The 23,973-nt window shown below is 67.4% G+C and carries 28 protein-coding genes and 1 pseudogene; 14 read left to right on the top strand and 15 right to left on the bottom strand.

The window, feature by feature from the left end; translation table 11 throughout:
- The first annotated feature begins 1 nt into the window (after position 1).
- From N416_RS0107380 to N416_RS23785, 8 genes are all read left to right on the top strand, one after another.
- The gene (locus tag N416_RS0107380) at positions 2-958 is read left to right on the top strand and encodes an alpha/beta hydrolase (protein ID WP_036457524.1); all 957 of its coding nucleotides are present in this window, start codon (positions 2-4) and stop codon (positions 956-958) included.
- Between the two features lie 132 nt (positions 959-1,090).
- On the top strand, positions 1,091-2,743 hold the full coding sequence (locus tag N416_RS0107385; protein ID WP_024441479.1) for an acyl-CoA carboxylase subunit beta: 1,653 nt from the start codon (positions 1,091-1,093) through the stop codon (positions 2,741-2,743).
- Positions 2,744-2,954: 211 nt separating this feature from the next.
- Complete coding sequence (locus N416_RS0107390; RefSeq protein WP_024441480.1) at positions 2,955-3,215, top strand: acyl-CoA carboxylase subunit epsilon; 261 nt, start codon at positions 2,955-2,957, stop codon at positions 3,213-3,215.
- Positions 3,216-3,278: 63 nt separating this feature from the next.
- Positions 3,279-3,920, top strand: coding sequence for a nucleoside triphosphate pyrophosphatase (locus tag N416_RS0107395; RefSeq protein WP_024441481.1), 642 nt, complete (start codon positions 3,279-3,281; stop codon positions 3,918-3,920).
- A gap of 81 nt (positions 3,921-4,001) precedes the next feature.
- Positions 4,002-4,904 (top strand): sulfurtransferase, encoded by a 903-nt coding sequence (locus N416_RS0107400; protein ID WP_024441482.1) that lies wholly within the window; start codon positions 4,002-4,004, stop codon positions 4,902-4,904.
- An 8-nt stretch (positions 4,905-4,912) separates the two neighbouring features.
- Positions 4,913-5,329, top strand: a complete 417-nt coding sequence (locus tag N416_RS0107405) for a SufE family protein (RefSeq protein WP_036457505.1) — start codon at positions 4,913-4,915, stop codon at positions 5,327-5,329.
- Between the two features lie 91 nt (positions 5,330-5,420).
- The gene (locus tag N416_RS0107410) at positions 5,421-7,217 is read left to right on the top strand and encodes an acetyl/propionyl/methylcrotonyl-CoA carboxylase subunit alpha (protein WP_024441484.1); all 1,797 of its coding nucleotides are present in this window, start codon (positions 5,421-5,423) and stop codon (positions 7,215-7,217) included.
- Between the two features lie 7 nt (positions 7,218-7,224).
- A complete protein-coding gene (locus tag N416_RS23785) occupies positions 7,225-7,620 on the top strand; it encodes a hypothetical protein (RefSeq protein WP_081654499.1) in 396 nt (131 codons plus the stop codon).
- Here N416_RS23785 and N416_RS23160 read toward each other — a convergent pair.
- Together N416_RS23160 and N416_RS0107420 are read right to left on the bottom strand one after the other, a co-directional pair.
- Positions 7,534-7,818 (bottom strand): UsfY protein, encoded by a 285-nt coding sequence (locus N416_RS23160; protein WP_155943333.1) that lies wholly within the window; start codon positions 7,816-7,818, stop codon positions 7,534-7,536. The genes N416_RS23785 and N416_RS23160 overlap by 87 nt on opposite strands.
- A 166-nt stretch (positions 7,819-7,984) precedes the next feature.
- Complete coding sequence (locus N416_RS0107420) at positions 7,985-8,968, bottom strand: TIGR03557 family F420-dependent LLM class oxidoreductase (protein WP_024441486.1); 984 nt, start codon at positions 8,966-8,968, stop codon at positions 7,985-7,987.
- Positions 8,969-9,048: 80 nt separating this feature from the next.
- On the opposite strand from N416_RS0107420, the gene N416_RS0107425 reads away from it, so the two are divergent.
- Both N416_RS0107425 and N416_RS0107430 read left to right on the top strand, forming a co-directional pair.
- The gene (locus N416_RS0107425) at positions 9,049-10,056 is read left to right on the top strand and encodes an iron-containing redox enzyme family protein (RefSeq protein WP_024441487.1); all 1,008 of its coding nucleotides are present in this window, start codon (positions 9,049-9,051) and stop codon (positions 10,054-10,056) included.
- A gap of 183 nt (positions 10,057-10,239) precedes the next feature.
- Complete coding sequence (locus N416_RS0107430; protein ID WP_024441488.1) at positions 10,240-10,677, top strand: STAS domain-containing protein; 438 nt, start codon at positions 10,240-10,242, stop codon at positions 10,675-10,677.
- Between the two features lie 9 nt (positions 10,678-10,686).
- On the opposite strand, the gene N416_RS0107435 is transcribed toward N416_RS0107430, so the two are convergent.
- Positions 10,687-12,813, bottom strand: a complete 2,127-nt coding sequence (locus N416_RS0107435) for a catalase (RefSeq protein ID WP_024441489.1) — start codon at positions 12,811-12,813, stop codon at positions 10,687-10,689.
- 100 nt (positions 12,814-12,913) lie between these two features.
- On the opposite strand from N416_RS0107435, the gene N416_RS0107440 reads away from it, so the two are divergent.
- From N416_RS0107440 to N416_RS0107450, 3 genes are read left to right on the top strand one after another with little or no spacing between them, the layout of a single operon-like run.
- The gene (locus tag N416_RS0107440) at positions 12,914-13,603 is read left to right on the top strand and encodes an HAD family hydrolase (RefSeq protein WP_024441490.1); all 690 of its coding nucleotides are present in this window, start codon (positions 12,914-12,916) and stop codon (positions 13,601-13,603) included.
- Complete coding sequence (locus tag N416_RS0107445; RefSeq protein ID WP_024441491.1) at positions 13,596-14,399, top strand: BON domain-containing protein; 804 nt, start codon at positions 13,596-13,598, stop codon at positions 14,397-14,399. The genes N416_RS0107440 and N416_RS0107445 overlap by 8 nt, the downstream gene beginning before the upstream one ends.
- The gene (locus N416_RS0107450) at positions 14,396-15,154 is read left to right on the top strand and encodes a metallophosphoesterase (protein ID WP_024441492.1); all 759 of its coding nucleotides are present in this window, start codon (positions 14,396-14,398) and stop codon (positions 15,152-15,154) included. Before N416_RS0107445 ends, N416_RS0107450 begins: the two co-directional genes overlap by 4 nt.
- Here the strand turns inward: N416_RS0107450 and N416_RS0107455 are convergent.
- The 9 genes from N416_RS0107455 to N416_RS21405 all read right to left on the bottom strand — a co-directional run bounded on the left by N416_RS0107455 (position 15,088) and on the right by N416_RS21405 (position 20,319).
- Positions 15,088-16,884: a complex I subunit 5 family protein gene (locus tag N416_RS0107455; RefSeq protein WP_024441493.1), complete on the bottom strand. Its 1,797-nt coding sequence runs from the start codon at positions 16,882-16,884 to the stop codon at positions 15,088-15,090. The two genes, N416_RS0107450 and N416_RS0107455, sit on opposite strands and share 67 nt — an antisense overlap.
- Before the next feature lie 6 nt (positions 16,885-16,890).
- Positions 16,891-17,235: a sodium:proton antiporter gene (locus N416_RS0107460; protein ID WP_024441494.1), complete on the bottom strand. Its 345-nt coding sequence runs from the start codon at positions 17,233-17,235 to the stop codon at positions 16,891-16,893.
- Positions 17,232-17,975, bottom strand: coding sequence for an MnhB domain-containing protein (locus N416_RS0107465; protein WP_024441495.1), 744 nt, complete (start codon positions 17,973-17,975; stop codon positions 17,232-17,234). The genes N416_RS0107460 and N416_RS0107465 overlap by 4 nt, the downstream gene beginning before the upstream one ends.
- Complete coding sequence (locus tag N416_RS0107470) at positions 17,972-18,223, bottom strand: hydrogenase subunit MbhD domain-containing protein (RefSeq protein ID WP_024441496.1); 252 nt, start codon at positions 18,221-18,223, stop codon at positions 17,972-17,974. The genes N416_RS0107465 and N416_RS0107470 overlap by 4 nt, the downstream gene beginning before the upstream one ends.
- Positions 18,220-18,513 (bottom strand): monovalent cation/H(+) antiporter subunit G, encoded by a 294-nt coding sequence (locus N416_RS0107475; protein ID WP_024441497.1) that lies wholly within the window; start codon positions 18,511-18,513, stop codon positions 18,220-18,222. Before N416_RS0107475 ends, N416_RS0107470 begins: the two co-directional genes overlap by 4 nt.
- Entirely contained in the window at positions 18,510-18,764 is a 255-nt protein-coding gene (locus N416_RS0107480) for a monovalent cation/H+ antiporter complex subunit F (protein ID WP_024441498.1), read from the bottom strand. The genes N416_RS0107475 and N416_RS0107480 overlap by 4 nt, the downstream gene beginning before the upstream one ends.
- Complete coding sequence (locus tag N416_RS0107485; RefSeq protein WP_196805111.1) at positions 18,761-19,243, bottom strand: Na+/H+ antiporter subunit E; 483 nt, start codon at positions 19,241-19,243, stop codon at positions 18,761-18,763. The genes N416_RS0107480 and N416_RS0107485 overlap by 4 nt, the downstream gene beginning before the upstream one ends.
- Positions 19,227-19,640 (bottom strand): ChaB family protein, encoded by a 414-nt coding sequence (locus N416_RS0107490; protein ID WP_024441500.1) that lies wholly within the window; start codon positions 19,638-19,640, stop codon positions 19,227-19,229. The genes N416_RS0107485 and N416_RS0107490 overlap by 17 nt, the downstream gene beginning before the upstream one ends.
- Positions 19,641-19,839: 199 nt before the next feature.
- Entirely contained in the window at positions 19,840-20,319 is a 480-nt protein-coding gene (locus N416_RS21405) for a universal stress protein (RefSeq protein WP_051190207.1), read from the bottom strand.
- 102 nt (positions 20,320-20,421) lie between these two features.
- Here N416_RS21405 and N416_RS23165 point away from each other — a divergent pair.
- Positions 20,422-20,556, top strand: a pseudogene (locus tag N416_RS23165) (SDR family oxidoreductase); the annotation flags it as partial.
- Positions 20,557-20,562: 6 nt separating this feature from the next.
- On the opposite strand, the gene N416_RS0107505 reads toward N416_RS23165, so the two are convergent.
- Genes N416_RS0107505 through N416_RS0107515 form a run of 3 tightly spaced genes read right to left on the bottom strand, consistent with a single transcriptional unit; the run spans position 20,563 to position 23,971 of the window.
- Positions 20,563-21,558, bottom strand: coding sequence for an SDR family oxidoreductase (locus tag N416_RS0107505; protein ID WP_024441502.1), 996 nt, complete (start codon positions 21,556-21,558; stop codon positions 20,563-20,565).
- Positions 21,555-23,225: a GMC family oxidoreductase gene (locus N416_RS0107510; protein WP_024441503.1), complete on the bottom strand. Its 1,671-nt coding sequence runs from the start codon at positions 23,223-23,225 to the stop codon at positions 21,555-21,557. The genes N416_RS0107505 and N416_RS0107510 overlap by 4 nt, the downstream gene beginning before the upstream one ends.
- Complete coding sequence (locus tag N416_RS0107515; RefSeq protein ID WP_024441504.1) at positions 23,225-23,971, bottom strand: gluconate 2-dehydrogenase subunit 3 family protein; 747 nt, start codon at positions 23,969-23,971, stop codon at positions 23,225-23,227. The genes N416_RS0107510 and N416_RS0107515 overlap by 1 nt, the downstream gene beginning before the upstream one ends.
- Positions 23,972-23,973: the final 2 nt, after the last annotated feature.

Here is a 23,973-nt window from a genome sequence, read left to right on the forward strand (position 1 = left end):
CATGGTCACCAAGGGATTGACGAGGCACGTTCACCGCCGCCACAGCGCGCAATCAGTCGCGGTGTCACTCGCCAGCCGGTTCGTCGTGAAGAACCTGGTGCGCACGTGGGCAGTCCGGCCGGACTTGGCGTGGCCGCTGACTTCCGTCGACCGACTGGCCGGCTTGGTACCGCAGCGGCAAACAGCGCGCGTCCAGCGCTTCCGCCTGGGTTACTGTGTCGCCGAACGGGTTCAGGCTACCGGTGCCTCGGCAGAACGGGCCATCCTCTATCTGCACGGCGGCGCTTTTCTGACGTGTGGACTCAACACCCACCGTTCACTGGTAACCCGGCTGTCCCGAGCGGCCGACGCCAGCGTTCTCAACATCGACTACCGAATGTTGCCCGCACACCGGATCGCTGACGCCGTCGAGGACGGCCTGAGCGGGCTGCGCTGGCTGCTTCGGCGAGGCTACGACCCGGAGCAGATCGTGATCGCCGGCGATTCCGCGGGCGGATATCTGGCCTTTATGACCGCGCTGGCCGCCGCGCAGTCGAATCTGATGAAACCCGCTGGAATTGCCGCGGTTTCACCGTTCACCGATGCGGACCCCACCGCAAAGCTTCAGCACCGCAACGCTCGGCGTTGCGCGATGTTCCCGTGCGAGGCACTGATGGCGTTCACCCGGTACCTGTTGCGCGCCCGGGCGGCGTCGCCGATGGATGCCGACCTGTCAGTGCTGCCACCGGTTGCCATCCACGCAAGCACCGACGAACTGCTTCTGCCCGACGCCGAAGCGATGGCGCAGCGACTGGACACGGCCGGCGTGCGCTGCGATCTGCATCTGTGGGAGGGCCAGGTTCACGACTTCCCGTTGGCGGCCGACGTGCTGCCCGAGGGACGGCGGGCGATCCGCTACCTCGGCGAGTTCGTCAAGGAAGTCACCGCCCCACCTGAACCCGGTACCGCAGCCGCCTGACCCGGGGACAGCCCCGCACCAACCAACTACCACCACCCCGAGAATGTGCTTCGCGACGGTTCAGACGGCGGTGACGTTCCCTAACCGGTCCGGTCGGGCGATCCGATGGCCCACACTTTAAGATCATTTCTTATGACCAGTGTTACTGAGCACTCCGGTGAGGCCCACGTAGAGGCGCAAGCCGAGCATGTCGTCGACATCCACACCACAGCGGGCAAGCTCGCCGACCTCAAGCGTCGGACCGAGGAAACCCTGCACCCGGTCGGTGAGGCCGCGGTCGAGAAGGTGCATGCCAAAGGCAAGCTGACCGCTCGCGAACGGGTCTACGCCCTGCTTGACGAGGGTTCTTTCGTCGAGCTCGACGCGCTGGCCAAGCACCGCAGCACCAACTTCGGCCTGGCCGACAAGCGCCCGCTCGGCGACGGCGTGGTGACCGGCTACGGCACCATCGATGGCCGCGAGGTCTGCATCTTCAGCCAGGACGCCACCGTGTTCGGCGGCAGCCTCGGCGAGGTCTACGGCGAGAAGATCGTCAAGGTCCAGGAGCTGGCCATGAAGACCGGCCGGCCGCTGATCGGAATCAACGACGGCGCCGGCGCCCGCATCCAAGAGGGTGTGGTCTCGCTGGGCCTGTACAGCAAGATCTTCCACAACAACATCCTGGCCTCGGGCGTGATCCCACAGATCTCGCTGATCATGGGCGCGGCGGCCGGCGGTCACGTGTACTCCCCCGCGCTGACCGACTTCATCGTGATGGTCGACCAGACCAGCCAGATGTTCATCACCGGTCCTGACGTGATCAAGACCGTCACCGGCGAAGACGTCACCCAAGAGGAGCTGGGCGGCGCCCACACCCACATGGGCAAGTCCGGCACCGCGCACTACGTCGCCTCCGGCGAGCAGGACGCCTTCGACTACGTCCGCGACCTGTTGAGCTACCTGCCCCCGAACAACTACGCCGACCCGCCGCACTTCCCGGTGCCGGCAGCCGAGGGCGCTATCGAGGACAACTTGACCGCCGAGGACCTCGAGCTGGACACGCTGATCCCGGACTCGCCGAACCAGCCCTACGACATGCACGAGGTCATCACCCGGATCCTCGACGACGACGAGTTCCTCGAGGTCCAGGCCGGTTACGCGCAGAACATCATCGTCGGCTTCGGCCGGGTCGAGGGCCGCACCGTCGGCATCGTGGCCAACCAGCCGACCCAGTTCGCCGGCTGCCTGGACATCAACGCCTCGGAGAAGGCCGCCCGGTTCATCCGGACCTGCGACTGCTTCAACATCCCGATCGTGCTGCTGGTCGACGTGCCCGGCTTTTTGCCCGGTACCGAGCAGGAGTACAACGGCATCATCCGGCGCGGCGCCAAGCTGCTCTACGCCTACGGTGAGGCCACCGTCGCCAAGATCACCGTCATCACCCGCAAGGCCTACGGCGGCGCGTACTGCGTGATGGGGTCCAAGGAGATGGGCGCTGACGTCAACGTGGCCTGGCCTACCGCCCAGATCGCGGTGATGGGCGCCTCTGGTGCGGTCGGGTTCGTCTACCGCCAGCAGCTCAACGAGGCAGCGAAGAGCGGTGACGACGTCGACGCGCTTCGCCTGCAGCTCCAGCAGGAGTACGAGGACACGCTGGTGAACCCCTACGTCGCCGCCGAGCGGGGCTACGTCGACGCGGTGATCCCGCCGTCGCACACCCGCGGCTACATCGCGACGTCGCTGCGGCTGCTGGAACGCAAGATCGTTCAGCCGCTGCCCAAGAAGCACGGAAACATTCCCCTGTGAGCGGAACGAGTGGAGTGAGCGCAGCGAATGACACGAGTGACGCGAGCAGCGAAGGCACCGTGAGCGGAACGAGTGGAGTGAGCGCAGCGAATGACACGAGTGACGCGAGCAGCGAAGGCACCGTGACCGGAACGAGTGGAGTGAGCGCAGCGAATGACACGAGTGACGCGAGCAGTACCGCTCCGTTGAGCCAAGAGAGCGGAGCGAGCTTGTGAGCGAAGAGAACGAAGCGACCACCGCGGTCGAAGAGACTGCGGTGGCGGCCGAGCCGCTCATCAAGGTGTTGCGGGGCAACCCCACCGACGCCGAGATCGCGGCGCTGGTCGCGGTGCTCGGTACGGCAGGCGGCGCGAGTGCCGAAGCCGGTCCGCGGGACCGCAATATGTGGGGACACCCGGTCGACAAGCTACGGCTTCCGCTGTTCAGCTGGCAGCGGATCACGTTGCTGGAACGCACCCACATGCGCCGGTGACCAGCCGGTGACGAGGCCGAGCCCCCGTACGGCGGCGAATACCCGGCGCCCAAAGCACCGTCGGTGACGCGACTGGTTCTCGGCTCGGCCTCCACGGGCCGGTTGGCCGTCCTGCGCGGCGCCGGGATCGACCCGTTGGTGGTGGTCTCCGGTGTCGACGAAGACGCCGTCATGGCCGCTCTTCCCGCCACCGCGTCCCCGGATGCCGTGACCGGCGCCCTGGCCGCCGCCAAAGCGGAGCATGTCGCCTCGCTGTTGCAACCTCCGGTGAGCGCCGATTGCGTTGTGATCGGCTGCGATTCGATGCTCTACATCGACGGCAAGCTGTGCGGCAAGCCCCCGACGCTCGATGCGGCCCGGATCCGCTGGCGCGAGATGGCCGGAAGTTCCGGGCAGCTGCACACCGGCCACAGTCTGATCCGGTTGCGCGACAACGAGATCACCCATCAGATCACCGAAACCGCCGTGACCACAGTGCGCTTCGGCCGACCGGATGACGACGACCTGGAGGCCTACCTGGCCAGCGGCGAGCCACTGCGGGTCGCCGGCGGCTTCACCCTGGACGGCTTGGGGGGCTGGTTCGTCGACGGCGTCGACGGCGACCCCTCCAGCGTCATCGGTATCAGCCTGCCCATGCTGCGCCGGCTGCTGCGCACAGCCGGACTCTCCGTCGCTGCGCTGTGGGCGGCCAACCCGGTCACCTGAGCCAGGTCACGAACACCTGACACCGGAGGATTTCCGGCCACAGGAGTGGCACCACGGTTACCGACCGGTAGGCTCGGCCTCGTGCCAGTTCCTGCCGACCCCACGCCCGCCCTGCAGTCCTACGCTCACCCGGAACGGTTGGTGACAGCCGACTGGCTCGCGGGCAACCTGGGCACACCCGGCCTCGTCGTGGTGGAGTCCGACGAGGATGTCTTGCTCTACGACATCGGCCACATCCCCACCGCGGTCAAGATCGACTGGGTCACCGATCTCAACGATTCCCCGGTCCGCGACTACATCACCGGCGAGCAGTTCGCCGACCTGATGAACCGCAAGGGCATCTCGCGCGACGACACCGTGGTGATCTACGGCGACAAGTCCAACTGGTGGGCCGCCTACGCGCTGTGGGTGTTCACCCTGTTCGGTCATGAAGACGTGCGACTGCTCGACGGCGGGCGCGACCTGTGGGTGTCCTCGGGGCGCGAAACCACGCTGGACGTGCCGTCGAAGACCACCACCGGCTACCCCGTCGTCCAGCGCAACGACGCGCCTATCCGGGCCTACAAGGACGATGTGCTGGCCAACATCGGCCACGTGCCGCTGATCGACGTGCGCTCGCCGCAGGAGTACACCGGCGAGCGCACCCACATGCCGGAGTACCCGGAGGAGGGTGTGCTGCGCGGGGGCCACATCCCCACTGCCGTCTCAGTGCCATGGAGCAACGCGGCCGACGACGCCGGCCGGTTCCGCAAGCGCGAGGAATTGGAACGGCTCTACGCCTTTCTGAAGCCCGGGGACCAGCCGATCGCTTACTGCCGCATCGGAGAACGCTCCAGCCACACCTGGTTCGTTCTGACCCACCTGCTCGGCCTCGACGACGTCCGCAACTACGACGGCTCCTGGACCGAGTGGGGCAACACCGTTCGGGTGCCTATCGTCGACGGCCCCGAACCAGGTCCGGTCCCAGGGGCCGGGGCGGGCTGAGCCGGCTGATGAGCCTGCCGGAAGGATTGGCGCAGGTGGTGTCCGACTTCGCCGACGTCGAAGGCCAGGACAAGCTCAAGCTGTTGATCGAATTCGCCGATGAACTGCCCGAGCTGCCCGACGACCTGACCGAGTCAGCCATGGAACCGGTACCGGAGTGCCAGTCACCGTTGTTCCTGCATGTCGATGCCGCCGACCCGCAGCGGGTACGGCTGTATTTCAGCGCGCCCCGCGAGGCGCCGACGACGCGCGGCTTCGCATCGATCTGGGCCGCCGGCCTCGACGGCGAACCGGCCGACGTCATTTTGGGCGTGCCGGAAGATTTCGCGTCTCGGCTCGGATTGGCCGCACTGATCAGCCCGTTGCGCCTGCGAGGTATGTCCGCCATGTTGACCCGCATCAAGCGGCATTTACGCGCCGCATAAGGGGCACTGGAACAGGTTCAGCGGTCGCGCTTTACACTGCCTGAAGCTAGATTCTTAAAGACATTTCTTAAACATGCCATCAGGAGGGCCAGTGGCGAACCATGCCAGCTCGAAGATCTCCAAGGTGCTCGTCGCCAACCGCGGGGAGATCGCAGTCCGGGTGATCCGCGCCGCGCGCGATGCCGGATTGGCCAGCGTGGCCGTGTACGCCGAACCCGACGCCGACGCACCGCACGTCCGGCTCGCCGACGAGGCTTTCGCCCTCGGTGGGCAGACCTCGGCCGAGTCGTACTTGGTGTTCGAGAAGATTCTCGACGCCGCAGCCCAGTCGGGCGCCAACGCGATTCACCCCGGGTACGGCTTCCTCTCCGAGAACGCCGACTTCGCCCAGGCCGTGATCGACGCCGGGCTGATCTGGATCGGGCCGAGCCCGCAGTCGATCCGCGACCTCGGCGACAAGGTCACCGCGCGCCACATCGCTGCCCGCGCCAAGGCTCCCCTGGTGCCCGGCACCCCGGACCCGGTCAAGGACGCCGACGAGGTGGTGGCCTTCGCCAAGGAGCACGGTGTTCCGGTGGCCATCAAGGCCGCGTTCGGCGGTGGCGGTCGCGGCATGAAGGTGGCGCGCACGCTCGAAGAGATTCCCGAACTGTTCGAGTCGGCCACCCGTGAGGCGATTGCGGCCTTCGGTCGCGGCGAGTGCTTCGTGGAGCGTTACCTGGACAAGCCGCGCCACGTCGAGGCCCAGGTCATTGCCGACCAGCACGGCAACGTCGTCGTCGCGGGCACCCGCGACTGCTCGCTGCAGCGCCGCTTCCAGAAGCTGGTCGAGGAGGCGCCGGCGCCGTTCCTGACCGACGCGCAGCGCAAGGAGATCCACGAGTCCGCCAAGCGAATCTGCAAGGAGGCCGGCTACTACGGCGCAGGCACCGTGGAGTACCTCGTCGGCCAGGACGGGCTGATCAGCTTCCTGGAGGTCAACACCCGACTGCAGGTGGAACACCCGGTCACCGAGGAGACCTCGGGTATCGACCTGGTCCGTGAGCAGTTCCGGATCGCCAACGGTGAAGCCCTGGACATCACCGAAGACCCGGCGCCGCGCGGTCACTCCATCGAGTTCCGCATCAACGGCGAGGACGCCGGCCGCGGCTTCCTGCCCGCGCCCGGACCGGTGACCCGCTTCGACCCGCCGACCGGCCCCGGCATCCGGATGGACTCCGGCGTGGAGACCGGTTCGGTGATCGGCGGTCAGTTCGACTCGATGCTGGCCAAGCTGATCGTCACCGGCGCGACCCGGACCGAGGCCTTGGAGCGCGCCCGGCGCGCCCTGGACGAGTTCCACGTGGAGGGGCTGGCCACGGTCATCCCGTTCGACCGTGTGGTGGTGCGCGACCCGGCGTTCGTCGGCGACGAAAACGGCTTCACCGTCCATACCCGCTGGATTGAGACCGAGTTCGAGAACAACATCGAACCCTTCACCGGCGGTGAGCCTCTCGACGAGGACGACGTGCAGCCGCGCCAGAAGGTGGTCGTCGAGGTCGGCGGTCGCCGGCTGGAGGTGTCCCTGCCGGGCGATCTGGCCCTGGGCGGCGGCGGTGCCGGCGGTGCCGGCGGCGCGATCCGCAAGAAGCCCAAGGCCCGCAAGCGTGGCGCGCACGGCGGTGCGGCGGCATCCGGCGACGCCGTGACCGCGCCCATGCAGGGCACCGTGGTGAAGGTTGCCGTCGAGGAAGGCCAGGAGGTCGCCGCCGGTGACCTGGTCGTGGTCCTGGAGGCCATGAAGATGGAGAACCCGGTCACCGCGCACAAGGACGGTGTCATCACCGGGCTGTCTGCTGAGGCCGGCTCGGCGATCACCCAGGGCACCGTGCTCTGCGAGATCAAGTAACAGTCCCATAGAACCCGTCGAGATCAACGCCGGCCCGTGGTATCTGCGGATGCCACGGGCTGATGACCGCGTCGACGACCGTCCGAACCTGGCCGATCTCGGCGAGACCGACCCGGACTACGTCGCGAAGGCCGCCTCCGGCTGGGCAGACGACTCGCGCTATCTCTGGGCGGTCTGCGAGCCGACGACGGGCGAACTGTTGGCCGAGGCGACGCTGGATCCCGCCTCCGGCGAGATCGCCAGTCGGCACCGGCCAGGTCACAGCCAGGCCGCAGCGACCGGGACGCAGGCGGTGTCCCGTTTCGCTGCCGGCGCGTTAGGTCTGACGCCGGTGATGACCGGCCTGGGTGGTCCGGTTGCGCCCGACGAAAATCCAGGTCAAACCGCCGACCGCCAGCGCTAGAACCGCGATCCCGAAGCCCAGTGTCCACCCGGCGTCGCGCTGCGCGGCAGCGCTCATGAAACCCACCAATGCCAGTGCTGCCATCAGCAGCATGCCCAAGCCCGGCAACTCACGGCGGTCCTTGAACACCAACCCGGCCCGCGGCTGGGTCGTACGCCTCTGATCGATTCCCTCGTCGGTGTCGCTGATGTCGCTCATGAAGCCCTTGTACCCTCGGCGTTTCAACCCGAAACCCGCCGCGCTCGCAGTCGCCGCTGCGCTGATGGCGGCGACCTTCTTCACCCGGCTCCGCCGCGCTCGCAGTCGCCGCTGCGCTGATGGCGGCGACCTGCATCACCCGGCTCCGCCGCGCTCGCAGTCGCCGTCATGGTGCGTCGCGCAGCGCCGCCAGCAGCGGCTCTGCCGCCTCCTTGAGGAAGGCCTCCTGGGTCTCCCCACCGATCTGGATCAGCGCGATGTCGGTGAAGCCGGCTTCTCGGTAGGCACCGACGGCGTCGACGATGGCGTCCAGTTCCGGCCCGCAGGCAATGGCCCCGGCCACGTCACGCGGCTGAACATAGCGGGTGGCGGCCGCGAACGCAGCGGGTGTCGGCAGCTCGGAATTGACCGACCAGCCGCCGCCGAACCAACGGAACTGCCGGTGAGCGCGCTGTATTGCCTTATCCCGGTCGGGATCCCAGCACACCGGTAGCTGCCCGACGACTCGCCCGCCGGCCAGTCCGGCCGCCTGCCGTGCGGCGTGCCAGGACTGGACCAGGTCGCGGTCGGGCTGCACCGCGATCAGGTGATCGGCGGCCGCAGCGAATCGGTCGACGCCCTTGGGTCCCGACATCGCGACGGCCAAGGCGACCGGGATGTCGGGTAGGTCCCACAGCCGCGCCTGGTCGACTTGGAAGTATTCGCCGTGGTGGTCGACCGTCTCCCCCATCAGCAGCTCACGGATGATCTTGATGGCTTCACCGAGCATGGCCTGTCTGCGCGCTACGTTCGGCCAACCGGCTCCCGTCACGATGTGCTCGTTGAGGTTCTCCCCGCTGCCCAGCCCCAGGGTGAACCGGCCTTCAGCCAGGATCTGCACCGTGGCCGCCTGCTGGGCCACGATCGCCGGGTGATACCGCATAGTCGGGCAGGTGACGTAGCTGTACAGACCTATCTCTTGAGTGGCGTGCGCAACCGCGCCCAGCAGCGCCCAGGCGTTGGGGGCGTGGCCCTGCGACGCCAGCCACGGTGAGAAGTGATCGCTGCACACGGCGAAGTCGAAACCGCGTTCTTCGGCGGCAACGGCGTAGCCGACCAACTCTGCGGGCCCGCTCTGCTCGGTCATCAGGGTGTAGCCGAAGCGTGTCATGCTGCCGGAATACCCAACGGCTGAGCACCGAAACGGCACGGTGCCGTTTGGCGCAGCCGGGCTGGCGGGTACCCGCAAGCGTGACCACGGCAATGATCCACACCGAACCTCGTCTGCCCGCCGCGTGCGGGCCGTTGTCCGAGGCGGTGTGCGACCTCTTACGCCAGCCCGCTGGCACGGCCCACGGTTTCCTCCCCCCGGCCCGCGAAGCCGATCCGTATGGCCGCGACCTGCAACTGGCGCTCTACGTCTGCTACGAGTTGCACTACCGCGGGTTCGCCGGCGTGGACCCGGACTGGGAGTGGGACGTCACCCTGTTGGGATTACGCCGACAACTCGAACAGGTGTTCCTCGACCGGGTGCGTCACGATGTCGGAGTGATTCCGCCGGAAGCGACGGCCGCTGCCGAAATGGACGCCGCGGCAACCGAGCCCGTGCGCGGGACCGGCCCGTCGTGGCATCTGCGTGATCACGGAACCTGGGAGCAGGCCCGCGAATACTTCATCCACCGATCGCTTTACCACCTCAAGGAGGGCGATCCGCACGCCTGGATCATCCCGCGCCTGACCGGCCAGGCCAAGGCGTCGTTCGTCGCGGTCGAATTCGACGAGTACGGCGCGGGACAGGGGGCGCGGGTGCACCAGCAGCTCTTCGCCGACCTGCTCACCGCTGCCGGGCTGGATGCCGGCTACCTGGCCTACCTCGACGTGGTCCCCGCCGAGTCGCTGGCGGTGGTGAATCTGATGTCGCTGTTCGGGCTGCATCGCCGCTGGCGGGGTGCGGCCGCCGGCCACTTCGCCGCCACCGAGATCACCTCCCCGCCCGGCTCGAGCCGCCTGGTCGCGGCGCTGCGGCGGATGGGCGCACCGGAGCCGTGCGTGGCGTTCTACGCCGAGCACGTCGAGGCCGATGCCGTGCACGAACAGGTGGTGCGCACCGACGTGATCGGCAGCCTGTTGGACCGCACTCCGCATTTGGAGACTGATGTCGTGTTCGGTATGCGAGCTCTTGACACCGTGGAAAATCGGCTTGCCGACGTGATGACCTCGGCCTGGTCAGCCGGACGTTCATCGCTACTGACGAACTGAAAATTAAGGTTTCACTGGGATTTTCCAGAAATTGTCGAGCACCTCTTTGCCAATCGAATCGGTTCTAGGTAATGTCTGGTTCCTCCGGTTGAGCTCACAGCCGCAGTGAAACGTCACCGCGTAACGCAGTCCCGGAAGTGACGTGATCCAACAGCACGATTCGTCGACTGATGGAGCCACAACATGATGATCAGCAAGGTTACTCAGAACGCATTCGCCACTCCCGCAACGGAAGCCACCCAGGTTTGGCACAATCACACCGCCAAATTCACTGTGCATTGGGGCCGCGCCGGAGCCGTCGTCGCCGTGAACGGTGAGATCGACGCGGCCAACGCCATCCCATTCGCCGACTATGCCAAGCACTGCGCCGAATGCTGCGAATGGCTGGTGGTGGACCTGTCCGAACTGACTTTTATTGGAACCAGCGGGTTTTCAGCTCTTCAGTCGATCAGCGCGCAGTGTTCCAGCACGCAGACCAAACTGAAGGTGGTCCCCAGCCCCGCATTGACCACCTTGCTGCGGATCTGCGATCCACACTCGCGGCTTCCGCTGGTGGACTCGCTGACGGACGCCTTGACTGAGGTGCAGCGGTCCGGCCGACCGCTGCACCTGGTGCCGTGATCTAGGGAGCTAAGCAGGAACCGCGTCCGCAGTGCGGTTCCAGACCCGGTGCTCGGCGAGTGCAGCGGCGAACGCGTCGAAGAACTCGTCATCGAGGTCATCAGCCGCGGCCGTCGTCGTCACTACGCCGGAGGCGACGACGACCGCGGTGTCCTCGGCCGGTCGCTCGGACACGCCCGCCTTGGGCAACAAGTCCACTCCCGCCCCGAACGCCCCGATCACCTTGAGGTGCTTGTAAGCCTCCGTGACGAAATGCACCGCATACCCGTCGCCGGAGAGCGTTTGCACCGCGTCGGGTCCGCACGGCACGACCACCGCGTCGTAGAGCACCGACGCCATCGTGGTGAAGGCTCGGTCGACACTCAACCGGCCACCGGAGCCGCCGGTCAATTCGCCACCGGCGATGGGCGCCAGCACTTCGGCGATCGCGCCGCGTTCCCGCATCGCGGCGACGAACCGTTCGACGCCCACCACGTCCACGCCGTCAGCGGCCAGCATCGCGATCTTGCGGCTGTCGATGCCGGGCGCCTCCTCGCCTGCGGGGGTGCCGGCATCCGTCAGCTGCGAGAGCGCCGGTGAGAGCACCACCTCGTCGACGGGCTGCTCTTCGGGTGCGGCCAGGCCCAGTTTCGCGGCCACCTGCCGCGCCAGGCCGTGGTCGACCAAGTTGAGCTGTTCGACGGTGCGCTGCCGGATCTCAACGGTTTCGCATTTCCCCAGTTCAAAGGCGTAGGCCGCGACGATGTGCTTCGCCTCGGGCGCCGACATGCTGCGGTAGAACATCCGCGCCTGGCTGTAGTGGTTCTCGAAGCTCGCGGCGCGCTTGCGGATCTTGGCCCCGTCCACCTTCCCGGTGTAATGCCGGAACACGCCCTCGTCGGCCAAAGCTGGGCAGCCACCGCCCATCGAGTTCTTGTAGTAACTGGACTTCCCCCGCGGAATCGCGTGTTGGCTGTAGCCGTCGTGCTGGTTGTTGTGCACCGGGGCCACCGGCCGGTTGACCGGCAGCTGGGCGAAGTTCGGTCCGCCGAGCCGGATCAGCTGCGTGTCCAGGTAGGAGAAGTTGCGGAACTGCAGCAACGGGTCATTGGTGAAGTCGATTCCCGGAACGAGGTTGGCCGTGCAGAAGGCCACCTGCTCGGTTTCGGCGAAGAAGTTCTCCGGGTTGCGATTGAGCACCATTCTGCCCACCGGGCGTACCGGAACCTGTTCTTCGGGAATGATTTTGGTGGCGTCCAACAGGTCGAAGTCGAACTTGAACTCGTCGTCTTCTGCAACCAACTGGACACCGAGTTCCCATTCCGGGTACTGACCGGCCTCGATGGCGTCCCACAGATCGCGACGGTTGAAGTCGGGATCTTTGCCGGCGATCTTCTGGCATTCGTCCCAGATCAGCGAATGCACACCCAGCTTTGGCTTCCAGTGGAACTTCACGAACGTCCCCTCGCCGCTTGAATTCACGAAACGGAAGGTGTGCACGCCGAAGCCCTGCATCATCCGGTAGCTGCGCGGCAGGGCGCGGTCCGACATCAGCCACATAATGGCGTGCAGCGTCTCGGGCTGCAATGAGACAAAGTCCCACAGCGTGTCGTGCGCGGACTGGGCCTGCGGAATCTCGTTGTCCGGCTCGGGTTTCACCGCATGCACGAAATCCGGGAACTTGATGCCGTCCTGGATGAAGAACACCGGAAAGTTGTTGCCCACCAGATCGTAGTTGCCCGCCTCGGTGTAGAACTTGGTGGCGAATCCGCGGACGTCGCGCACGGTGTCGGCCGAACCGCGGGAGCCGGCCACCGTGGAGAACCGCACGAACACCGGCGTCTTGATGCCCGGCGTGGTCAGAAACCGTGCCGCGGTGTACTGCGCGAGCGAGTCGTCATAGGGCTCGAAGTAGCCGTAGGCGCCCGACCCCCGGGCGTGCACCACCCGCTCGGGAATCCGCTCATGGTCGAAGTGGGTGATCTTCTCCCGGGCGTGAAAGTCCTCCAGCAGAGTCGGCCCGCGCTCACCGACAGTCAGCGCGTCGTCGGTGTGGTCGACGCGCACCCCCTGCTGGGTCGTGAGGTATCCGGACTGCCGGTCGACCCGGTAATCGTCGAGTTGTCGCTGCTTGCCGTCACGGTCCTCGTTAGCCACCGCTTTTCCTCTCGTCAGTATTCGGGAAGTCCCTGGGTGGGTATCCCAGCCGGGTCATCCGCAAACGGCCAGGACCACCCACGAGCGAGAGGAGACGAGCGTGAGCGCCCAATCGGCTGTGTTGTTCGACGTTGACGGCACCCTGGTCGACTCCAACTATCTGCACGTACACGCCTGGCGGCGTGCGTTCGACGAGCTACACTTCGAGGTGGAGTCGTGGCGCATTCACCGGGCCATCGGAATGGACGGGTCCGCGCTGGTGCGCCTGCTCTCCGACGACGCTCCCGAGGACGTCCGAAGCCGTCTCAAAGACCTGCACTCGCAGTTCTACCTACAGTCATCGGCGCTGCTGTCGCCGCTACCGGGTGCCCGGAAGCTGCTGGAACACATAGCGGCCCTTGGTCTTCCGGTGGTGCTGGCTACCTCGGCCCCCGAGGACGAGTTGGCGGTGCTGCGCAAGGTGCTTGGCTGCGACGACCTTGTCGCAGCGGTCACCTCGTCGGCTGACGTCGACATCGCGAAGCCGAATCCGGACATCATCGAGATTGCACTGGACCGGGTCGGTGCAGCGGCGGAGCGCGCCGTCTTTGTGGGCGACGCGGTTTGGGATGCCCACGCATGCGTGCGCGCGGGAGTGCCCAGCATCGGTCTGCTCAGTGGCGGCGTCTCCCGCGACGAACTGGAAACGGCCGGTGCGGCCGCGGTTTTCGACAACGCCGCGGATCTGCTGGAGCACCTCGATCAGTCGCCGATCGCCGGCTTGGCTGAGGGGCGAGACGACCATGGATGAATCCACGTTCCTGACCACCCTGACCCGGGCAGTCGGGGCGCTGCATCGAGCCGATGTACCGTTCGCCCTGGCCGGCGGCGCGGCGGTATACGCCCGCGGCGGTCCGCACTCCCACCACGACATCGACCTGCTGGTCGAACCGTCCGAAGCCGAGCGTGCGGCGATAGTGCTCGCCGAGGCCGGTATGTCACGGGTTCAGCCGCCGGAAGACTGGCTGCTCAAGGTCTTCGACGGCGAGGTGCTGGTGGACCTGATCCATCACCTCGGCGAGACCCCGATCAGCGCCGACACCATCTCCAACGCCCCGCCGATTCAGGTCGGGTCGGTGATCGTCCGGGTCATCACCGCCACCGAACTGATGGTGCAGAAGCTCGCGGTGCTGGACTGTCACCGTTGCGATTTCGCCGAGCTTCTCATTGTCGCGCGAGTCCTGCGTGAACAGGTGGATTGGCCGCAAGTGCGCCGGCGGCTGCGGAATTCCCCGTTCGCCGAGGCCTTCTGCCACCTGCTGCGTGGGCTGTCCATCGTTGACGACGACAACATCGAGCGGCCGCAGCCACCCGCCCATCTGGTCGCCGTCGTACGGCGGAGGCTCGCCGAAGACCCCGCGATCGGCGAGCTGGGGATCGGCATCGAGATCAACGACGACTCGGTGCGCCTGACCGGATCGGTCAACGGGCCGCAGCGCCGAGCGGCGATCGAATCGGCTGTTCGGCGCATCGTGGGTGCGCGAAATGTGGTGAACGAGATCGAAGTGGTGCAGCTGTTCGAACCCGCAGAGCAGGTGACCGGGTGATTCGGGTAGCAGCCGTGGGTGACATTCATCTGGGTGAGGACTCGCGCGGCACCATGCACTGGCACGACATCGACGCCCGTGCCGACATGCTGCTGGTCGCCGGCGACCTGACCCGCCACGGGACCACCGCCGAGGGCCAGGTGGTCGCCGACGAACTGCGGGGCTGCCCGGTGCCGGTGGTGTGCGTGCTCGGCAACCACGACTACCACCAGAATCAGCAGAACGAGATCACCGCGGCACTGCGCGACGCCGGGATCGCCGTCCTGGAAGGCGAGACCCACACCATCGAGGTGCACCGGCAGCGGGTCGGCGTGGCCGGAGTGAAAGGGTTCGGTGGCGGCTTCGCCGGCAGATGCGCGACAGCCTTCGGGGAGCCCGAGATGAAGGCGTTCGTCGGCGCCACGCAGACCGCTTCCGATCAGCTGCGTGACGGTCTGCGCGCACTGCGCACGGACTATCGGATCGCACTGCTGCACTACTCTCCCGTCGCCGACACGCTGCACGGCGAGCCACCGGAGATCTATCCATTTCTGGGCTCGTGTCTGCTGGCCGAGGCCATCGACGAATCCGGAGCCGACCTGGCGGTGCACGGTCACGCCCACGCCGGAACCGAGAAGGGCCGCACCGCCGGTGGCGTCGCGGTACGCAATGTGGCCCGACCACTGCTCCGCGCGCCTTACAGCGTGTATCAGGTCAGCGGCAATCCGATAGCGGCGGCCAGCGCTGCCAGCGCGGCGAACATCCACGCGACGTAGTCCCCGACGTGCCCGGAGTGTGCGGCGCGCAACGCACTGAGCGCTGGTGCGGCAACAGCGGTGGCAGCCCGACGCACCGCTGGAGTCCAGCGGTACAGCCCGGCGGCCGCCACTCCCGCCGCCGCGAGCGCGCCAAGGGCGCTCATACCGGCCCCGGCCACCGACCAGCCCGGACCCGACGCAGCGGCCACCGCGCCCGCTTCGACGAAACGTGCCGCGGCGCTCTGCGCTCCGCGCGCGACCCCGGGCAGCAGGCCGGCAGCCAGGCAGCCGGCCAGCAGCAACCCGATCGCCACATACATGCTCAGCGGTGTTCGCCGCAGCCAGGTGTCGGGTTCCTCATCGCCGCGGGTGCGGCGCCCGGAGGCCACGTCGTCGGACGGCTCGGTTCGTCCGCCGATACCGGTGAAACAACGGATGCCGGCCCGCAGCACGGCGCCGCCCGTCAGTGCCGAAACCCCCAGGAACAGTGCCGATCCCCACCCGCTGCCGACGGCCTCCTCGCAGAGGGTCTTGCCGAGTGCCGTGCCGAACGGAGGCAGGCCCGCCAGGGCGACGGCCGCGGTGCCGAAGCAGGCCGCCAGCAGCGGCTGGCCCCGGCCGCGTCCCGCCAACTCCCATTCGTCGACGCTGTGGTGACGGTCCAGCAACACCCCCACGATCAGGAACAGCGCCGACTTAGCCCCGGCGTGGCCGACCAGGTAGACCGCCGCACCGGCCACCCCGTGGGCGCTCAAGGTCGCGGTGGCCACCAGCGACAACCCCATGTGGCCGATGGTGGAATAGGCCAGCAGCCGCTTGAGGTGGCGCTGCAGCAGGCACATCACCGCGCCGACGGCTGCGGTCAGCGCACCCGCCACCACGAAGACCCGGCTGATCACCGAAGGCGGCAGCACACCGGCGAACACCTCCCAATACGCCCGCCACAGCCCGTAGAGGCCCAGCTCGACCATGACCCCGGAGAACAACACGCACACGCCGGCCGGGGCGACCGCGTGCGCGTCGGCCAGCCAGAAGTGCAGCGGCACAATGGCGGCCTTGACCAGCAGTGCCGCCGACACCAGTACGAAGGCGGCCACCACCAGGGCGTCGGGCGGGCCTCCCGCGGACGTCGAGCGCAGTGCCGCACCCAGCTGGGCCATCCCCAACTGGCCGCCACGGGCGTAGAGCAAGGTGATGCCGATCAGGGTCACACACGCGCTCAGCGACTGAATGATCCCGAAGTTGAGTGCCCCCTGGATCGCCGAGCGATCCTCGATCTTGATGCCGGTCAGGGCGTAGCCGACCGCACCCATCAACTCGAGGAACACGAACAGGTTGAACAGGTCGGATGCCAGCACGAAGCCGTTCATCGCCGCCAGGAAGATCAACAGCAGCGCGCCGAAGCGCGTGCCGGCCTCGTCGAGACCGCGGCGACTGTAGAGCGCCGCGCACACGGTCAGGGAGCCGGCCAGCACCGCCAGTCCCGCCGAGAGTGGATCGGCGGCCATGGCGATGCCGACCGCCAGGCCGGAATGCGGGGGCCAGTCACCAACCCAGGCCACCACCGTGCGGCCCGACGCCGCTACCAACGCGCAGCCGGCACCCGCAGTGCAGGCCGCCGCGACCGCCAGCACCAACGTATTGGCCACCGACCGAGTCACCCTGCCGCTCAGCGCCAGCAACAGACATGCCGCCAGGATCGGCACCGCGACCAGCAGTGGCAACAAAGCGGCGTTGGCGGCCGGCACGGTGATTCAGCCCCGCAATGCCGACAGCTGATCCGGATCCAAGGTGTGGTGGCGCTTGTGGACCTGAATGGCCAGTGCCAGAAGCAATGCGGTGACGGTGGCCTGAATGACGATGTCGGTGAGTGTCATCGCCTGGACCACGGGGTCGACCACAGCAGTCGGCCCGGGAGAATCGACGAAGATCGGCGGCGCCGCGCCGTGCTGGTAGCCGACGGTCAACAGCAACAGGTAGGTGCCCGCCTGCGCCACCGACAGGCATACCACTGCGTGAATCAGGTTGTGGCTGCGCATGATTCCGAAGGCTCCGACCAGTACCAGCCAGCCCGCCACGCCGTATATGTAGCTGCTCACGATCCCTCCCGTCGCGGTGCGACAGTGATCTCCTGGGCCAGGAACTGCGCCAGCAGTACGGTCATGCCGCACGCCACCGCGATACCGACCGCGGCGTTGAGCAGCGGTACCGTCCCCGCGGACAGCAACTGGCCTCGGGTGCCGGTCGGCAATACGTTGAGCAGGAATGCTCCGCCGGCGACCAGGGCGGTGACGCCGATCGCGGCGAACGCTGCTGCGCCCAGCGCCTCCCCGACGTCGAAGACGTTGACCGGCCGCAGCCGATCCAGCGCCCGGAAGCTTCCGGTGATGTAGAGCAGGTGCAGACCGGAAGCCAGCAGTACGCCGCCCTGGAAACCCCCACCCGGGGTCAGATGCCCGTGCACCACAACGTCGACACCCACCGCCAGGGTCACCGGCAGCAGGAGATATCCGACGAACCGGGTGGCCTCCAGGGCAGTCCGGCGACCTGAGTTGTGATACTCGCGCTCCTCGACGGCCGGCCGCAGCAGGGCCATCACACCGGTCACCGAGGCGACCAGAATGGTCTCCTCACCGAGCGTGTCCAGCGCGCGCTGGTCGAAGTTCACCGATGCCACCACGTTGGCGGTGGCGTGCGAAAACGCTGCCCGCACCGCAAGATCGCGGTAAACGTGATGCGCCTGCCCGAACGCGGGCAGGTCGGCGAATCCCAGCGCCAGCAGAATCCCCAGTCCGGCCGCCCCGGCCAGGAACAGCGCTGTGCGCCCAGCGTGGCTCACCGGCCGATCTCCCGGTGCCGGCGCTGCACCGTACGCACGGTGAGCATCACCATCAACGGCACCACCACACCGCCGATCAGCAACTGGGACAACGCCACGTCGGGCGCCTGCAGCAGCACGAACAAGACCGTGAGGGCCAAGCCGAAGACCGACAACATGATCGCCTGCCGCTGCGGCTCGCCGGTCAGCGCGACGATGGTCCCGATGATGCCGACCGTCGTGAGCGAGAACAGGACCAGGGTGGTCATGACGGCGAGTCGGCTTCCACCACACCGGCTTCGTGGGCGGTCAGCCGGGCGGTGGCCGCCGACATCACCGGCGCGGTCAGCAACACCAGCGCGGTGATCAGCAAGACCATCACCGACGCTTCGGAGAGGCCGCGTTGCACGATCAGCCCCAGCCCGGTCAGCGGGAAGCCGACAGACGTGGCGACGCTGAGCAGGTGCAGCCGGTCCAACACCGCACCGAGCGCCGCTGCCCCCACCGCGCAGCTCGCCATGACCGAGATGCCACCGAAGATCAACACCCAGGCGATCATGGCTTGCTCGCCAGCAGCCGGGTGTAGACCAAGGTTCCGGGAAAGGTGATCAGCACCAACACCAGTGGAACGATCAGGGTCCAGTCCTGGTGCCACGAGGCGGCCAGCACCATCAAGGTGGCAATGGCGCCGACACCGGCGAATTCCAGCCCGACCAAGCGCCGCCGGGGTGCACCTCGCGAGGCCATCCACACTCCCGGCATGAACACCCCGGCCTGCAGCGCCAGTGCGGCCAGCTCGCCCGGGCTCACCGCTGCACCACCCTCTCCAGCGCGCCCGGTCGCTGCCCGACCCGGTGTACCCGCACCGAGTGCGCAGCCGCGTCGAGCACCACTGTTCCCGGGGTGGTGGCCAGCGTCATGGTTGCGGCAGCACTGCGGGCGGCCGCCACCGCTGCCGGCTCCCGGGGCAATGTCACCGAGCCGACCGTCGACCGGGGACGCCGTGACGGGATCAGGACGTAGGCCCACACCTGGGCCGGTTGTGCCAGCAGCTCACTGGCAACAGCAGGCGCCCAGCGCAGCCATGCCGGTCGAAACCGCCAGTTGCCGCCGTTGGCCCGCCGTGCGGCGCGGGCAGCCACCGCACACGGCAGCGTGCACACGGCCGCGGCGACCAACTCTTGGGTGGTCCGCGCTGTCAGCGTCACCACCCACACCGCGCCGGTGGCCAGCCACCACAGCAGCGTTTCGCCTAAAACTCCCGTCAGCGGGCTATTTACCGCGGACACGGCGGTTGTGCTTCTTGATCGCCGTGACCAGTTCGGATTTCCGCATCGTCGATCGTCCGTGAATGTCCAGCCGGCGGGCGACGTCCAGCAGATGCTGCTTGCTGGCGTTTGCGTCGACGCCCTCCGCGGACGGTCCGGAGTTGTTCGGGCCGCCTCCGGCCGCGCGCTTATCCGACGGGCCGCGCTTCTTTTTGGGCTCCCAATGGTCCCCGACCTTTTCGAAACTGTGCTTGAGCGCCGCATAGGCGACCCGGTGCGCGCGCTGCTCGCTGCCGTACTCCTTGGCGGCGGCGTCGTGCGCTTTGGCGAAGGTGCGTTGCGCCTTGGCGCCGGAGCGCTGCAGCGTGCTGGGCAACTCGCCGCGCTTGACGGTGCCGCTCTTCGTCGTCTTGGGCATGAGACCTCCAATCACCGACTGCGATCGGAGTTGGTTACCCCCTGCCACGGCTGAGCAACCATTTCGGGGGCGTCCACATTCGTCGGCACGACGATCAGGCAAGCCGAATAATCGTGAATGCTGAACGCTTGGGTCAATTGCTCACCGGCAGTGCCCCATTCATCTCGGTGTACTTCGCGGGTATGCGCGGGGCCGACCGTCACCAGCCCGTCGGATCGACCTGTCCCGCGGCATCTGAGGCGGCCGAGGGCTGCTGCAGCGCCAAGTCGTCCTCGTCCAGTACGGTCAGTGGGCAGTGGCAGCGTGACGTCAGCTCCGCGCCGACCGAGCCGAACAGCAGATGCCACAACCGCCAACGGCCGCTCGATCCGACAACGACCAGATCAGCTCGCCGGGACAAATCCTCCAGCGCGTCAACCGGATCGGTGAACTCCACTTGGGTGTTCAGCTGCGCGGGCGCGCCGTCCGAAGCGCTGTCCGTGGCGACACCGACGGCGTCATCGACAATCCGTTGGACGCGCCGGTGCGGCAATTCATGCTGGCCGAACACCGCCCATCGGGCCATCAGAGGCGACAACCGGGTGGAGGCGGCGTGCACCAGGGTCAGCGGTAGCGCACGGCGTTCGGCCTCCTGCGCTCCCCACCGCACGGCGGCCCGCGATGCCGCGGACCCATCCACTCCGACGACTATTCCGGCACCTGCTGTATTCGAAGACATAGTGGGCGCTGATTAGCCATCGCGCCTTTGCGTCAAACCCCTACGCGTCATCGTTTCTGGCTTGGTATCAACGTGCCGCTGGGCCGCGCCGGTCAGCCGGCCGAACTGGCGTCCGCCTACGTGCTGCTTGCCTCGGACGACGCCAGCTACATCTCCGGGGCCCGTATTGCTGTCACTGGCGGCAAGCCCATCCTGTGAGGCAGCTCAACGCGGGCGCCGCGCGGCCAGTACGCCGGCTCCGGCCATCCCCAGCGCGGTCGCGGCGACCAGACCCGGGTGCCGGGCCGCCCAGATCTGCGGGCTGTGCGCGTGTGAGGAGTCGTCGAACTCCCCGCGCGCCCCATGGTCGGTGGCGGCGTCCACCGGCTCCCACAGGTTGTGCGTCGCCTCGCCGTCGATGTATTCGCTGGTCTGTTGCGAGTCGTAGCCGGTGCGGGCCAGGTAGCGGTCGAGCAGCGGCGCGGCGAACTTCTGCGCCAGCAGCGTGGCCACGGTGCTGTCGCCCACCCAGTACTGCTTGTGACGCGGACGCGCGGCGGCTCGCAGCACGGTCCGAGCCACCAGCTCTGGTTGGTAGATCGGCGGCACCGGCTGCGGGTGCCGGGGCAGTCGGGAGAGCACCCAGGAGAACTGCGGGGTATTGACCGCCGGCATCTGCACGATAGTGATGTTCACCCGGGACCCGTCGTGTAGCAGTTCAGACCGCACTGACTCGGTGAATCCGTTGATCGCGTGTTTGGCTCCGCAGTACGCCGATTGCAGCGGGATGGATCGCTCCCCCAGCGCGGAACCGACCTGCACGATGGTGCCGTGATCGCGGGGCTTCATCTTCGCCAGCGCCACCATGGTGCCGTAGACGAAGCCGAGATAGCAGACCTCGGTCACCCGTTTGAACTCCTCGGGCCCGATCTCGGTGAACGGGGCGAACACCGAAGTGAAGGCGACGTTGATCCAGGTGTCGATCGGACCGAACTCGGCTTCGACGCGATCGCCGGCGGCTTCGACGGCCGAATAGTCGGCGACGTCGGTCGGAATGGCCAGCGCAGCGCCGCCGGCCTGTTCGACATCGCTTGCCGCGCCGCGCAATCCCGCCTCGCCGCGAGCGAGTAACGCCACCTTGGCTCCGCGCTCGCCGTACAGCTGCGCGACGGCGCGACCGATGCCGGCGCTGGCTCCGGTGATGACGACGGTCTGAGTCATCGAACCCCCTTGTGTGTCGGTTTCTTCCCGGCCAGACGCTCGGCGAGCCGGGAGGCCAGTGCCATGATCGTCAACGCCGGGTTGGCCGAGCCCTGGGTCGGACACACCGAGCCGTCTGCGATGAACAGATTGGGCACCTCCCAGACCCGGTGGTCGGCGTCGACGACAGAATTCTCCGGTGCGGTCCCCATCCGGGCGCCGCCGATCAGGTGGGCGTAGCGCTGAATGGTCAGCACGTCCTGCGCCCCGGCCGCGTGCAGGATGTCGGTGATCACTTTGGTGGAGTACTCCATGTTCGCCTTGTCGTTGTCACACCGGGTGTAGTCCATTCGGGCCACCGGGATGCCGTAGCTGTCGGTTTCATCGGCCAGCGTGATCCGGTTGTCCGGCAGTGGCAGTAGCTCGTTCAGCACCCCGATCGTGCTCCAGTGGTTGTAGTCGCGCATGTATTCGCGCAGCGCCCGACCCCAGTGTCCGTCGGCAAGCACATGTTCGGCCCATCCGATGGGCAGTGGTGACACCGTCTGGATGGAGAATCCGCGGGCGAACCCCCGGGCGGCGTCGGTCTCGTAGAACTGTTCGCTGGACACCTCCGGCGGAGGTGCCTTGTACATCCGCAGCTCCTGCGACCAGCGGCCCGCGGTCTGGGCGGCGCCCTGCACCATGACGTAGCGCCCCACCATGTCGGTGTTGTTTCCCAACCCGTGCGGAAACCGAGGGCTGATCGAATTGAGCAGCAGCCGCGGGGTTTCGATCGAGTAGCAGGCGACCGCGACCACTTTGGCGCGTTGCAGGTGCTCGGTGCCGTGACGGTCGTAGTAGACGACACCGCGAGCTGCCCCGGTGTCGTCGAGCTCCACCCGGCAAGCCATGCACTCCGCGCGGATCTCTACCCCGTGGGCCAGCGCATCGGGCAGGTGGGTGACATAGGGGCTGGCCTTGGCGTTGACCTTGCAGCCCTGCAGACAGTATCCGCGATAGATGCAGTGCGGCCGGTTTCCGAAGGTGCCGTTGACGATTCCGACCGGGCCCACTCGCATCTCGATGCCCAGATTGCGCGCGCCCTCCCAGAGCTTTGACGCGGCCCCGGAGACCGGGTGCGGCGACGCCGGGTAGCGGTGGGGATAGCCCCAGGGCCAGTTCTGTCCTGCCACCGGCAGTTCGGCCTCCAGCACCTCGTAGTGCCGGCGGATGTCCTCGTAGTCGATGGGCCAGTCCACCCCGACCCCATCGAGGCTGCGGGTGCGCAGATCGCTGGGGTGGAACCGAGGGCAGTACCCGGCGTAGTGCACCATCGAACCGCCGACTCCGCGACCAGAGTTGTTCTTGCCCAACTCGATCGGGTCGGCCCCGCCGATGATGCGCTTCTGGGTCCAGTACAGCGCGTGGGAGCCGGCTTCATCGGAGACCCAGTCGGTGTCGGGATGCCAGAACGGGCCCGCTTCGATGATCACCACGCGCCAGCCCGCCCGTGCCAGGCGCTGCGCCAGCACCGATCCGCCGGCCCCGGCACCGACGACTACCAGATCGACTTCGTCGTCTGTTGCATAGCGGCGCATGGTCTTCTCGCCGGGCAGTTGGCGCGACTGCACGTCCAGCAAGAACCGTGAGTCGTTGTCGGGAGGGCCCAGCGACCCCTTGAGCAGGCCCCGCCAGAAATCGCCCACTACGATTCCTCTTCTTGCACCAGTTCCACCGGGTCTTTGGCGACGGCACCGCGGGTTTCGAACGGTTCCCGCACCGCCGACGGTCCGCTCGGACCGCCTAAACGCATGAAGCCGCGCGGGTAGGCCGGCCCCCCGAAACCGATCTCGTTCCACGCCCATGGATGGGAGTAGAACCCCGTCAGCATCATCCGCATGCACACCGACCAGGCTCGGTTCACGTTGAGCTGTGACCAACTTCCGCCCTGCAGTTGGCCACGGGAGAACTGCCCCACCAGCGCCAGTTGGCTGGGCACGTCGGCCAGTGCCAGCGACGCCTTGTCGTACTGCGCGCTGGCGGCCTCGTCCAAGCCGCGGAGCACCAGATGCCAGGTGTCGCGATCATCAGGCATGTCCGCGTACTGATATCCGTCGAGTTGCCCGTCGGCGAGTTTGGCGTCGACGAACTCGGCCACCGGAACGCGAGGTTCGCTGTCTTGCGCCAGCACAATGTCGCAGAACGCCCGCAGCGTGGGTTCCTCCTCGGCGGTGAAGAATCGCAGCGGGCCGGGCGGATCCAGCCGGGCCAGCACTACCTTCCGGGTGGCCGCATCCCAGCTGTCTTGCGTCTCGAGCACGTCGAAGTCGGGGTAGCGGCCGATCATCTGCGGTGTGGTTCCGCGGCGTTGCTTGGGCAGCCACGACGGGTGCGGAGGTTGGCGATCTGCCCGCCGATTCGGCAGGTGATCGGGTCGCGAGGTGTCCGCCATGG

This window comes from Mycobacterium sp. UM_WGJ, assembly GCF_000455125.1.
In the GTDB taxonomy this organism is placed as follows: domain Bacteria; phylum Actinomycetota; class Actinomycetes; order Mycobacteriales; family Mycobacteriaceae; genus Mycobacterium.